The sequence below is a fragment of the Sporosarcina sp. Y1011 genome (assembly GCF_057669885.1).
Genome location: NZ_JBYHFP010000007.1, coordinates 1 through 12,801, shown reverse-complemented (window position 1 = coordinate 12,801; position 12,801 = coordinate 1). Strand labels below are relative to the sequence as shown.

At 38.5% G+C, this 12,801-nt stretch carries 14 protein-coding genes and 1 pseudogene; 13 read left to right on the top strand and 2 right to left on the bottom strand.

What is annotated here, in order from left to right:
- Window positions 1-166 precede the first annotated feature (166 nt).
- The 4 genes from AC25Y5_RS10455 to AC25Y5_RS10440 are packed head-to-tail and all read left to right on the top strand — an operon-like array spanning window position 167 to window position 4,355.
- The gene (locus AC25Y5_RS10455) at window positions 167-1,774 is read left to right on the top strand and encodes a spore germination protein (RefSeq protein WP_488140228.1); all 1,608 of its coding nucleotides are present in this window, start codon (window positions 167-169) and stop codon (window positions 1,772-1,774) included.
- A 14-nt stretch (window positions 1,775-1,788) separates the two neighbouring features.
- On the top strand, window positions 1,789-2,976 hold the full coding sequence (locus AC25Y5_RS10450) for a Ger(x)C family spore germination protein (RefSeq protein WP_488140227.1): 1,188 nt from the start codon (window positions 1,789-1,791) through the stop codon (window positions 2,974-2,976).
- 6 nt (window positions 2,977-2,982) lie between these two features.
- Window positions 2,983-3,216 (top strand): hypothetical protein, encoded by a 234-nt coding sequence (locus AC25Y5_RS10445; protein WP_488140226.1) that lies wholly within the window; start codon window positions 2,983-2,985, stop codon window positions 3,214-3,216.
- 26 nt (window positions 3,217-3,242) lie between these two features.
- The gene (locus AC25Y5_RS10440) at window positions 3,243-4,355 is read left to right on the top strand and encodes a GerAB/ArcD/ProY family transporter (protein WP_488140225.1); all 1,113 of its coding nucleotides are present in this window, start codon (window positions 3,243-3,245) and stop codon (window positions 4,353-4,355) included.
- A 231-nt stretch (window positions 4,356-4,586) separates the two neighbouring features.
- On the opposite strand, the gene AC25Y5_RS10435 is transcribed toward AC25Y5_RS10440, so the two are convergent.
- Entirely contained in the window at window positions 4,587-4,808 is a 222-nt protein-coding gene (locus tag AC25Y5_RS10435) for a small, acid-soluble spore protein tlp (RefSeq protein ID WP_488140224.1), read from the bottom strand.
- 346 nt (window positions 4,809-5,154) lie between these two features.
- Between AC25Y5_RS10435 and yhfH the strand changes: the two genes are divergently transcribed.
- Window positions 5,155-5,274 (top strand): protein YhfH, encoded by a 120-nt coding sequence (gene yhfH / locus AC25Y5_RS10430; RefSeq protein WP_488140223.1) that lies wholly within the window; start codon window positions 5,155-5,157, stop codon window positions 5,272-5,274.
- A gap of 152 nt (window positions 5,275-5,426) precedes the next feature.
- On the opposite strand, the gene AC25Y5_RS10425 is transcribed toward yhfH, so the two are convergent.
- Complete coding sequence (locus tag AC25Y5_RS10425) at window positions 5,427-6,086, bottom strand: ribonuclease H family protein (RefSeq protein ID WP_488140222.1); 660 nt, start codon at window positions 6,084-6,086, stop codon at window positions 5,427-5,429.
- 505 nt (window positions 6,087-6,591) lie between these two features.
- On the opposite strand from AC25Y5_RS10425, the gene AC25Y5_RS10420 reads away from it, so the two are divergent.
- The 8 genes and pseudogenes from AC25Y5_RS10420 to AC25Y5_RS10385 form a co-directional block, all read left to right on the top strand.
- Window positions 6,592-7,362 (top strand): formate/nitrite transporter family protein, encoded by a 771-nt coding sequence (locus AC25Y5_RS10420; RefSeq protein WP_488140221.1) that lies wholly within the window; start codon window positions 6,592-6,594, stop codon window positions 7,360-7,362.
- A gap of 199 nt (window positions 7,363-7,561) precedes the next feature.
- Window positions 7,562-7,777 (top strand): hypothetical protein, encoded by a 216-nt coding sequence (locus AC25Y5_RS10415; protein ID WP_488140220.1) that lies wholly within the window; start codon window positions 7,562-7,564, stop codon window positions 7,775-7,777.
- A 292-nt stretch (window positions 7,778-8,069) separates the two neighbouring features.
- Window positions 8,070-8,504 (top strand): YugN family protein, encoded by a 435-nt coding sequence (locus tag AC25Y5_RS10410; protein ID WP_482101961.1) that lies wholly within the window; start codon window positions 8,070-8,072, stop codon window positions 8,502-8,504.
- Window positions 8,505-9,000: 496 nt separating this feature from the next.
- Window positions 9,001-9,948 (top strand): 1,2-phenylacetyl-CoA epoxidase subunit PaaA, encoded by a 948-nt coding sequence (gene paaA / locus AC25Y5_RS10405; RefSeq protein WP_482101960.1) that lies wholly within the window; start codon window positions 9,001-9,003, stop codon window positions 9,946-9,948.
- Window positions 9,949-10,082: 134 nt separating this feature from the next.
- Window positions 10,083-10,583 (top strand): 1,2-phenylacetyl-CoA epoxidase subunit PaaD, encoded by a 501-nt coding sequence (gene paaD / locus AC25Y5_RS10400; RefSeq protein ID WP_488140219.1) that lies wholly within the window; start codon window positions 10,083-10,085, stop codon window positions 10,581-10,583.
- 16 nt (window positions 10,584-10,599) lie between these two features.
- Window positions 10,600-10,900: pseudogene (locus AC25Y5_RS10395) on the top strand (EthD family reductase).
- The gene (locus AC25Y5_RS10390) at window positions 10,900-11,520 is read left to right on the top strand and encodes an enoyl-CoA hydratase/isomerase family protein (RefSeq protein WP_488140218.1); all 621 of its coding nucleotides are present in this window, start codon (window positions 10,900-10,902) and stop codon (window positions 11,518-11,520) included. The pseudogene AC25Y5_RS10395 and the gene AC25Y5_RS10390 overlap by 1 nt, the downstream one beginning before the upstream one ends.
- A gap of 206 nt (window positions 11,521-11,726) precedes the next feature.
- Window positions 11,727-12,801, top strand: a 1,075-nt coding sequence (locus tag AC25Y5_RS10385; RefSeq protein WP_488140337.1) for an aldehyde dehydrogenase family protein, incomplete at its 3' end; no start/stop codon positions are given.

Here is a 12,801-nt window from a genome sequence, read left to right as displayed (position 1 = left end):
TTTTGGAAACAGGACCGGCTATTGGCATCAAGGCATAACAAACGTATGGAAAATAGTGAAATAGCCCATGCTGAATACTATAAAAGGGGCATGTCTCGGCGAATATTGTGACTTACAGTAAATAGATTTAGTTGTATTCATGACTAGTAAACGAGGGAGAGAGCGTATGCGGTTTTTTAAAAAGAAAAAAACAAATAAATCAAATACTGCGGAGCCCTCACCAAATAAAACGGTGGATTCAACTCAAACAGATGGTTTGAAAGCTAGTCTTCAAGAAAATTTACAAATCATAAAAGATATGCTTGGTAAGAGTACGGATATTGTCTTTCGGGAAATTCGAATTGGGAAAGAAGGAAGCATAAACGCGGGCATTATATACACAGATGGGTTAACTAATACAACTTCGTTACAAGAATTTATTTTAGAAAAGCTTATGTTGGATAGTAAAGAGATTGAATTAAAGGAAAAGTTGGCAACCGGACAAAGTATGATTAGCATTCTAAAAGATTTTTTAGTGACAGTAGGAGAAATTAAAGATTTTACAACTTTTGAAGTGCTTTATGGCGGTCTTTTGTCGGGGGACACAATCATACTAATCGATGGCCATGCACAAGGGTTGGTCATTTCGAATAAGTTCTGGATTGAGCGTGGAGTAACAGAACCAGTGGCACAAACTGTAGTAAGAGGACCTCGCGAAGGATTTTCCGAAAATTTGCGTGTAAACACGGCCTTGGTTCGTCGGAAACTTAAAGATCCGAACCTTTGGATGGAGTCCAAGGTGATTGGAACACGGACGAAAACGAATATAGCAATAATGTACATAAACGGTGTTGCAGATGAAAAAATAGTGAAGGAAGTCCATTCGCGTTTGGATAAAATAGATATTGACGGAATTCTTGACAGTGGTAATATCGAAGAATTAATTGAGGATGCGCCGTTTTCACCTTTTCCCACTATTTACAATACGGAACGTCCAGATGCAGTAGCAGCTGCATTATTAGAAGGAAGAATAGCCATCTTGGTAGATGGAACGCCTTTTGTACTGATTGTTCCAGCATTGTTCATACAATTTTTCCAGGCTACTGAGGATTATTATCAACGTGCGGATATTGCGAGTTTTATTCGACTCCTTCGTTTTGTTGCTTTTGGCATTTCTATGCTGGCACCGGCGTTGTTTATAGCAATCACAACTTTTCATCAGGCCATGCTACCGCCTGCACTGCTAATTAGTTTAGCGGCCCAACGAGAAGGAGTTCCATTTCCCGCATTTTTTGAAGCATTGCTGATGGAATTGACCTTTGAAATTTTACGTGAAGCGGGCGTAAGGATGCCTCGATCAATTGGATCTGCCATGTCTATTGTAGGTGCATTTGTCATAGGAACGGCAGCTGTAGAAGCTGGCGTAATTTCTGCTGCAATGGTAATCATTGTTTCAATAACTGCTATCGCCAGCTTTGTTTCTCCCACTTATGATATAGCGATTGCTGTACGATTACTGCGTTTTGCTTTTATGGGATTAGCTGCTTCGTTCGGTTTATTTGGGATAATGGTGGGTTTAATTGCCCTCGTACTGCATTTATGTAGTTTACGTTCTTTTGGTATCCCCTATATGTCTCCATTGGCTCCATTTAATACTTCCGATCAAAAGGACACTTTTGTTCGATTTCCTAGTTGGAAAATGATTACCCGACCTCGTCTAATCAATCAAAAAAATATAGTTAGACAACAAGATTCAAACTCTGCAAAACCAAAGCCGCCAAAAAATGAGGCGTAAAGGGGATCAAAACGATGAAAATACATATATTCGTTCTCCTGATTCTCAGTCTTTTCCTTACGGGGTGTTGGGACAGGAGTGAATTAAATGAGATTGCGATTACATTAGCTCTCGGAATAGATAAAGTGGATGATGAATTCCGAGTTACGGCTCAAGTCGTTGTACCGTCGGAAGTAGCCATGAAACAAAGTTCTGGTCGTTCAACGGTAACCTTGTTCCAAGCAGACGGTGAAACAGTATACGAAGCTTTGCGGAAAATGACAATTGACTTGCCCCGAAAAATATATCCCGGACACCTTCGGATGCTTGTGGTTGGTGAAGAATTAGCGAAAGAAGGTGTAGGTGAATCCTTGGACATACTATCAAGGGATTGGGAATTGCGGTCAGACTTCTATATTGTTGTTGCGAAGGATATGACTGCTGCAGAAATACTAAATGTCACTACAACCATGGAAAACATACCTGCAAATAGAATGTATAATGCGCTTAAAACGTCTGAGGAAAACTGGGCTGCGACGAAAGGGGTTACATTAGATGAATTTTTAGGCGATCTAATCAGTGATGGAAAGCATGCAGTTATAACGGGAATCCAGGTGTTTGGAGACCAAGAAATAGGTTCAACTAAACAGAACGTAGAATCGATTACGCCTGCTGCCCGAATTCAATATGATCATTTAGCGGTCTTTAAAAATGATAAACTAGTGGGATGGTTAACTGAACGCGAGAGTAAGGGGTACAACGATATTACCAACTCGGTTAAATCAACAGTAACATCTGTTTCTTGCCCTCAAGGAGGGAAAGCTTCTATAGAGGTTATGCGGTTTAAATCTGAAATGAAAGGTACTGTGAAAAAAGGAGAGCCTCAAGTGAAAATTACGATTCAGGTAGAGGGAAATGTAGGTGCTGTAGAGTGTCAAATCAATCTGACAGAAACAAAAGCAATCGCTGCGTTAGAAAAAAGTTATGAAGGACAATTGAAGGAAATCATTAATCAGACAATTGAAACGGCTCAAAAACAATATAAAGTAGATATTTTTGGATTTGGGACAGCCATTCATCGATCAAATCCAAAAACATGGAAAAAGATTAAAAATCAGTGGGATGAAAAATTTACGGACATGGTCGTGAACGTCGACGTTGATTTGAAGTTACGCCGTACGGGTACGACAAGAAATTCATTCTTAAATCATGTAAAGGATTAACGAAGTATGATGAAAATTGTTGGAATCCTGTTGATAGTTGCTGTTATCTTACGTATTGAAGTTCCTTCTCTTATACAAAAGAAATATAAAAAAGAATTAGTTGTCTTTTTACTCTTCCTTTTTATTGGTGCAAGTTTAGGGGTTTTCCAAGCATTAGGAAAACCCATTCCAAATCCACTGGACTTAGTAACTTTCATTCTTAAACCGTTAAATGATACACTCTTTCGTCAGGCGAATTAGAGAGGTCTGTGAGGTGAAGATATGATATGATGCAAAATGAAAAAATTAATTCTAAACAGTTTTTAGTGCTAGTCATCTTTTTTTCAATCGGTACGAGCATGGTAGAAGTTCCGTCTGTTTTAGCTGGCAAAACGAACCAAGATGCTTGGATTACGGCTATAATTGGTACGGGTATCGGGTTATTGGTTATATGGTTTTTCACCACTATAGCACTTTGGTTTCCTCACCTCACTTATGTTCAAATCAATGAAAAGGTATATGGGAAATGGATCGGTAAAGCCGTTTCAGTTTTAATTGTAATCATGTCACTTATTTATACTTCAACTCTTTTATCTCAATCAGGGAATTTTTTGAACATCCATATTATGCCGAAAACGCCGATGTCTGCCCTTAATATTCTGATGGTTGGCATTTTGATAATGGGCGTATATCTTGGGATAGAGACCATCGCCCGTTCTGCGGAAATCTTTGGTGCCATTTTCTTTATCGCCTTTATCATCTTTACGGTTTTAATTGTACCCGACATCCAGCTTGACAATATAAAGCCTGTATTTGAGACAGAAGCTAAAACGATGATTGAATCCTCCTTTCTGATTGTCTTGTTATCCTCAGGAAATGCGATTGTTTTATTAATGATTTTCCCTGCATTTGTAAGTAAGGTGAAACAAGCAAAAAAATCCTTTCTCATTGGAAATTTAATTGGCGGACTTATCATCATTGTCATTACATTTTTGAGTATTTCGGTATTAGGAGCAGAAAAAGTGGCGGATGAAATTTATCCAAGCTATGAATTGGCCAAAAGAATAAATATCGGAAATTTCATAGAGCGACTTGAAGTGTTAATGGCTTTACTATGGATAACCTCACTCTATTTTAAGGCAATCCTTTATTTTTACGCTACTGTTTTAGCAATTGCACAAATCTTAAATTTAAAAGATTATCGACCTTTAGTAATGCCACTCGGTTTAATTGCCACCGTTCTTTCTCTCGTGGTTTATCCTGATATTGTCTATAAACAAGAGTGGGATAACACGACGGGGAAATCTCTATCGTTGGTCGTTGGAATTATATTTCCTCTTTTGTTGGCTATCGTTTACGGAATACGAAGGAAAAGTTTGAAGAAAGAAATTGAAAAATAACTGAGTCTGAAAGGATTATATTTGTGGGTGGAGTAGGTATTATTCATTAATATGGTTTCTACTTTTATGATTTGTTTGGAGACATAGGCATTTTTACAAATAAGTTATTGATGGTTGAGTGGTTACAGAAATGATGTCGGTTTACTATTAAAAAACAAGTCCATTCAATAGTGAAATAATTGAATGGACTTGTTTTTTACTAATTATCATTCCCTCAAATCATCTGTGCTGTTATAGATAACCGTTAATTCTTGATTTATCTTCTTCGATTATTTCGTTTTGTAAATCTTCAATGCTTTCCTTGCGTCGTGCATTTTTTTCCTGGATTGTAGCGAGTTCTTTCCCTTCGGCGAATTCCATAGCGGCTTCTGCAGCTTCTAGGTTACTGATTGTTTTCTTTAACCTGTCTTCATTGTCGGCTGAATCGTTTGGTTTTGGATTGACTTTGGACAATCGACTTCCTCCTTTTTTTTAGAAACCTTCATGTGATAGCGTTCCCATATCGACAAAAATTATTTGCGGATTTTGACATGTCAAATTTAGTTGTAAATGTATTCGGGATACTATTCAACTTTTGTTTGTATTATTCATTTTTTGTTAATCATATGTAGAAGGTAAGTGAACTTCCAATTCAGAAAATAATCTCTGTTCGTCGTCCTATATCACTCTTCATCCTCTAATATGGCGCTTTATCAGAAAACCAAGACAAAAATAAACTTCTGTTATATAGTAGTTTATAAGAAGTATAACTGTTTCACAACACAATAATACAACAATAAAAAATTGGAGGAGATCTATTATGGAGAGAATCAAAAAAAATACTGAAAAGCATTGTACAGAATGTGGAAATGAAATTGTTGAGAAGCATGAATCAGTACTCTATGAATGCGAGCGTTGTATTGGCAAGCATGAACATTAACTAGACTCTCTATTTCCAGAAAGTATGGAAATAGAGACTTTTTTTGACTTCAAATTATTATATCCGTGTAAATAGCGTATTAAATTTAATACATACCGTTTGCTAATCTTACCCTTTCATTAAGCCTATTTGCGGAAATAGAACTGATCTACCTACGTTGCAACTTCACTCGTCGCTGTAATAGAGACTCCATTCAGCGCCTGTGTTGCAAGTCGATCGGCTTCTGAATTCAATTTTCGTTGCACCAGTTCATACTCTGGCTGGATACCGAGGTCTTTCATCTTCTGCTCAATACGGTCAGCCCAGCTTGACAGGACCTTTTCCAGTGCAGGCCATTCTCCAGTCAGCTGGTTGATGACTACTTGTGAATCACCAATGAAGCGAACCGGTAGATGATGGACATTTAACAGTTCAAGCTCTTGCAGGCATAAGTGGAGCGCAGCATATTCTGCTTCGTTATTCGACATGAGTTCGGCCGAAGGAGCATTACGGCGGAGCCTGTATGATTTCCCGCTTTGTTCATAATAAATGACACAGCCCAAACCTGAACTGCTCGTTGTCCGATCGAAGCCGCCGTCGAAATAGACCTTGACGTTATGTGGTTCATTTTCGATTCCCTTCAAATAGCCCTTCATCTCTTTAACCGTCCACATGCTGTCAAACCGGTCAATGAATGCTACGCTTTTGGCTCGCCCAATTCGCTCAAGGTCTTCTGCGATTTGCATCGCTTGTGCTGCCGGCATTTCTTCAGAACGAAAGATTGTTTCCGCGCCTTTAGGTGTTCTGTAAGTCCATTCGATTAAAATATTCATGGTCATTCCTCCTGCCTCAGTCAGTCTATATAATTATTTCTTAAATACAATAAAAGTCTACCCCATGCAGGTGATATTTATCGGTATTTATCACGAATCTAATCGTAATTTTTCAGCCAACAATTTAATGGGATTGCAAAAGAGATGTATTTGACGTTATCCTAACACAGGGTAGCAAATACTCCTTAATAGATGGACCTAATCCATTCTTCCTTATTATACGAATGAAGGACACTGGTATACAATAAGAGTGGGAACTGTATTCGTTTTGTTATTAATAAAGGAATCCTACTAGTAATAATTCCAACAGCTTGTCACAGATGTAGCGGAGATATTAAGTATTCAAGAGGTGGGAAATCGCGGGATGTGAATACAATCGTAGTCGATTAAGGGGCTAGTTAGATAGCAGTTTATTCACGACAGGCAATGTGAGTTACAAAATTAAGTCCTAAGAGATTGTTAGATATCCATCGTTTGGGGTTAGGATATACGGGAGGGAATAGAAATGAAATCAACAATCGCTGTTTTAGGTGATACAGCCGTTTCAAAAGTAAGTCAATTACATACGAGTAAAAGTAGATATTTAACTATGACAATGTTGGCTGGAGTATTTGTTGGATTTGGAATCATTTTGATTTTTACAATCGGGGGGTTACTAGGGCCGGCAGATTTTCCAGGAACGAAAATTATTATGGGAGTTTCATTTGGAATCGCATTAAGTTTGGTTTTAATGGCGGGAGCCGACCTGTTTACAAGTAATAACATGATAATGACCATTGGCACTTTGACCAAAAAAACGACTTGGACTGAAACAATACAAGTTTGGACATTTAGCTATGTAGGCAACTTCGCGGGCTCAATTCTCATTGCAGCATTATACTTCTATTCAGGCTTGGCCACAGATAGTACGGCTAACTTTATTAATATGGCAGCGAGTGACAAAATGAGTCTACCTTTTATGGAGTTACTCGTTCGCGGCATTCTTTGTAATATACTTGTCTGTTTAGCTGTGTGGTGCGCGTATAAATTAAAAGATGAAACGGCAAAATTGATAGTCATTTTTTGGTGCTTATTCGCCTTTATCACTTCAGGTTTCGAACATAGTATAGCAAACATGACCTTGCTATCTATTTCGTTGATGATACCTCATCCTGAAACCGTTTCAGTGGCAGGGTTGGCAGCAAACTTAGTACCCGTGTCAATAGGGAATATAATCGGTGGAGCTTTGTTCATAGGAGCTGCATACTGGTACGGGAATTCGAAGAATAGTGCCTAATAATGAAAAAACGGGCTCGTTTGAACGAATGGCATATATTTTAACGGACGACTTTCGAAAAGATATCTTGAAAGTATAAGATTATTATTTCCTTTCGAATAGGTATATGTGGATATAGAAAGTGGGAGAATGAATATCAAATATGATTGAAAGGGTTCCAGTATATGTTTAAGCAGATGGTGTTACAGGAGATGATTACATGAAAGAATTCAAAGTGACTTACTTTTTTTGTGAAGAGCATTACATTAGAAGGTTTATCCATATGGAATCCCTAGAAGAAGCAGAAAAGTTAATTCAAAGTGAACGGGATCAATATATTACATTCCGGGATAGCAGAGGAATATATCATGAGCTAAATACGAAAGGTGTTAGAGTTACTCAGCTAGCTGAGTATCACAGGACCGATAAGAAATAATTAGAGTAGAGTGCATGTAGAACATTTAACATAGAAATTGTATTCATTTTTCCTACGCGAGCAATGTCTTTCCCCATTCAGAAAAGGGAAGAGACATTGCTTTTTAAATGAAATCACTGATTATAATCACTATTTATTTACTGGGGTATTATGTACTTGTTTGGTCATAGATCGAAATAAACAGAAGAAAGAAATGAAAGGCATCCAAATGTTTACATTGTAGCCATTAACGTATTTTTCCTTCATATCATGTGAATGCTGTTACAAGAACGAAGTAGAAGGAGGAAAAAATATGTTGAAATTACAAACTGAGCTTGAAGGGCAAAGTGCCTCTTTTGGGCTTGTAAACGAATGTGTACGGGAGCTTGGTTACCATTTGGGCGGGAACTGGGATTACCATAAAGGCAGTTTTGACTACATTTTATGTAGCGAAGGCGGTGAAACCATCTATATCCGAATTCCATTTGTTGTTACGCAAGGCGAACTTGATCAATTCGATGCTTCTATCAAGTTCGAAACACCTTACGTAATCAAACATGTCGTCCATGTCGGTCTAGATAGTGATGGAAGTTCATTACTAGATGCTACTGGGTTTAGTCAATTTCAGGAACCGATTGATAAAGACGGGAAAATCATCAATAAAAACAGATGGATTCATGCAGGCGAAGTAGCTGTGAGTGACCTGTTAAATTGTCTATATGAACAGGAGCACCTCAAGTCTAGTTAATGGTAGCTGTAATTTCATCCTTTGGCAATCTGCACTACGCAGAAAACAACTAGATTACATTTTTGGCTTATATGCACGAAATTTTAAATTCACACTAAAAAGAGTTGTCTTTAGTCGAAAGAAGACTTAAAGACAGCTCTTTTTAGTGTCCTGACTAATTTTATACATAGCCACTCTGACTAAAGTGGTATCTGAATGTTTACAACATTCAGGAATTAATGTTGACTTATGCACTGAAGGCTATTAATCTATATGTATTACACTAAGGCAGAGTGTCGTTTGAACTCAGCTTTATTATAGAATTGATAAAAATTGAAGCGGTTGACAGTGATTTTGTGGAATTTCAATGTAGGAAATGTATGCGGATATAAAGGGCCTTTATGTGATTAGACATAACAGGTCTTTACGTGATTAGACATAACGGGCACGAATATATACGTTACTGTTTTGTTATATAAAGTGACTAAAACACATACCTTACAGGAGGGGGTTAGAGATGATGGAAATGTATAGTTTGGAAGAAAAACATGCCCATTTCATGCGAAGAATTGAAGCAGGAGATAAAATCGAAGCGGACGATTGGATGCCCGAAGAATATCGTGAAACATTGATTAAATTGATATCGATGCATGGAATGAGCGAAATTATGGGGGCTCTCCCTGAGAAAGAATGGGTACCAAAAGCTCCGTCCCTATCACGAAAATTAGGCATTATGGCAAAGGTGCAGGACGAAATGGGACATGGTCAGTTGCTTCTCCGAGTTACAGAAGACTTACTCAAGCCATATGACAAGAATCGTGGAGATTTAATGCAGGATTTATTCAATGGAGATTTGAAATTCCATAATGTATTTCACATGAAAACAACTACATGGGCAGATGCCGGAATTATCGGTTGGCTTGTTGACGGAGCAGCAATCATTACTCAAACAAATATGCTTGGCGCTTCTTATGGACCTTATGGTAGAGCATTACAGCGTATTTGCGCAGAGGAAGTGTTTCACGCACAGCATGGTGAATCGATTATTATGGCACTTGCGGAAGGTACAGATTATCAGAAAGCTATAATTCAGGATTCACTCAATTATTGGTGGGAATCGCTGTTAATGTTCTTTGGACCCGCGAGCAAAGAAACAACGGGTTCATCTAAACAAGACTTGACTATAAAATATAAAATTCGGACGAAAACTAATGAGGAGTTTAGGCAAAAATTTTTCGATAAATATATCCCTCGAATTTTATCCCTCGGTTTGATAATTCCGGATGAGTCAATACACTACGATGCAAAAAGTAAAATATGGACGTATAAACAACCGGACTGGAATGAATTCAAGAAAATCATTCGAAATGAAGGCCCTCGGTCAAAGGAACGTCTGAATTTACGCCGTACTTCTTATGAAAATAATGCATGGGTGCGTGATGCATTAAGTGCAGTCGTTGAATAATGGAAGGAGTCAGTAAAATGAATGAAGAAAAAAACGTTTTATCAAGAATATGAAGTTTTTAGCATGCGAACACCGAACTCAGCATTTCAGCACCAATTTAGTTTACTGGATCCAAATAGAAAGAGGTGAATAGTATGACTGCTTCTATTAATCTTTCAACCCAACAAGTTTTTGAAGTACTAATGAATGTTAAAGACCCGGAAATTGATTCAGTGAGTATTATTGATCTTGGTATGGTAAGTGAAGTCACTATCGAAGGGGAAAATGTTAGAATCACTCTATTACCGACTTTTTTAGGATGTCCAGCGTTAGAATTCATTAAGACAAATACGGTAAATGCTGTAAAGGAACTGCCGGGAGCGGAGAGTGTTGAAGTTGAATTCGTTTTTCATCCACCGTGGACTTCAGACCGCATAACGGAACAAGGACATGTGAATTTGCGGAAGTTTGGAATTGCCCCTCCGCCCCTCTATTTCGAGGAAGATGGTTCATGGCATGTGAATTGCGCATATTGTGGTTCTGAATACGTAACGATGGAAAACATCTTTGGACCGACAGCCTGCAGAAGTATATTGTACTGCAAAAGCTGTAAAAACGTATTTGAGGCAATGAAACCGGTATCTACATTAATGTAAAATGAGGAGAAGAAAAATGGCTAAGCTAATCGCATTATACAATCACCCTGAAAACAAAGAGGCTTTTGATGAACATTATTTCAATGCACTCACCGCTAACGGCAAAAATTTCTGGACTACGTGAAATGAAAGTTACAAAAATAATGGGATTACCAATGGGAGGAGAATATAAATACTACCTCACTTGTGAAATGATGTATGACGATTTTGAAGCATTACAACAAGGATTACGCTCTCCAGAAGGGAAAGCATCTGGCAAAGACTTTATGGGATTCGCGGGAGATCTAGTCACATTAATGATTGGTGAAGGTGCGTAATGAACAGTTTTGAATTCAATGAATCCACATTAACGGGAAGTATTGTGGTGGTTGAATTAAATCGCCCGCGCCAGTTAAATTCATTGAATCGAAAAATGGTTAATGAGCTAGTGATTGCTTGGGAAGAGTTTGACCGAAATGATAAAGTCCGCGTCATCGTGTTAATTGGAAAAGGACGCGCATTTTCAGCTGGAGCTGACATTGATAAAATGGCGAATGACAATTCAATCAGTCTTTACCTGATGAATCAATTTGCTGATTGGGACCGCTTAGCTCTTATTAAAAAGCCGATTGTCGGTGTAGTTAAAGGGTTTGTTTTTGGTGTAGGGTTCGAGCTTGCCCTTTGTTGTGACCTATTAATCTCAGCCAGTGCACAGAATTTACATTTCCCGAAGTTGGCCATGACGTCATGCCTCGTTCCGGATTCTGGTAATCTATATTACCTAACCCAGCTCGTTGGACTTGCTAAAGCAACTGAACTTGCGATTCTAGGAATAAAGATAGCAGCACCTAAGGTAGTTGAAATGGGTCATGCAAGCAAACATATACCGGAGAGCACATTGAACAAAGATGTTACTAAGTTTGCAGTTCTACTTTCAACTATGCCTACAAAAGCTTGATTAAACGTTTATTGAAAGCAGCGCGTGAATTATCTTTTGAGGATTTTCTTGAGCATGAAGCGCAAGGGTAGCGATTAGCTGGATTAACGAACGATCACCATGAAGGTGTCACGGCATTTATGGAAAAACGTAAACCTGTTTTCACAGGACAATAGGAGGAAAAACCATTGACGACAATTCAAGAAGGAACATTAGACCCAGAATCAATGAAACGTGACTTTTACAAACTTTTCATTAACGGTGAACAAGTCGAAAGTAGCAATGGCGAACGCACAAAAATTTACAATCCTGCGACGGGTGAACTTCTTGCAGAAGTAGCAAAAGCAACGCAAGAAGATGCTGAAAGAGCTGTTCAAGCTGCCAGAGATTCATTTGATAATGGAAAGTGGAAAATAACTCCTTCAGGACGTCGTGCACGTGTACTCAACAAAATTGCAGCAATTATGGGCTCACGCTTTAATGAGCTTGTGGAACTTGAAATTTTGAATACAGGTAAATCACTTGCAGCTGCTAAAGGGCAGATTTCACAAGCAATTGAAGACTTTGAATTTTACGCGGGTGCAATTGTTGGCCACGGTGGATCTGTAAACAACGTACCTGGTCAATTCCATAACTACACAGAAAAAGAGCCATTAGGTGTATGTGCGCAGATTATTCCGTGGAACTACCCACTTATGATGGCCGCTTGGAAAATTGCTCCGGCGATTGCAGCAGGTTGCTCGGTCGTTATTAAACCAGCGTCGCTAACGCCACTTACAGCTATTATTCTTGGAGAAATTTGTTTCGAAGCAGGAGTTCCAGCGGGTGTTGTTAACATTTTACCAGGCTCTGGATCTGATATTGGTAACTACTTGGTAGAACACGATCAAGTGAATAAAGTTGCTTTCACAGGTTCTACGCCAATTGGGAAAGACATTATGGCAAGAGCAGCAGGAACTGTAAAACGGGTAACACTAGAACTTGGTGGAAAATCTCCAAGCCTTGTTTTTGAAGATGCAGATATTGAGGCAGCCGTTGACGGTTCACTTTACGGTGCGTTCAATAACACAGGCCAATCTTGTGATGCGCGCACACGTATCTATATTCATGAAAATGTGTACGATGATTTTGTTAAGAAATTTATAGCTAAGACTGAAAATCTCTCAATTGGAAATCCATTTGATAAAGCAACACATATGGGCGCAATTATCGATCAAAGCCAGTTGGACACAGTGAAAATGTATGTTCAATCTGCAATCGATGAAGGTGCGGAAATCCTTACTGGTGGGAAAGAATTGAAAC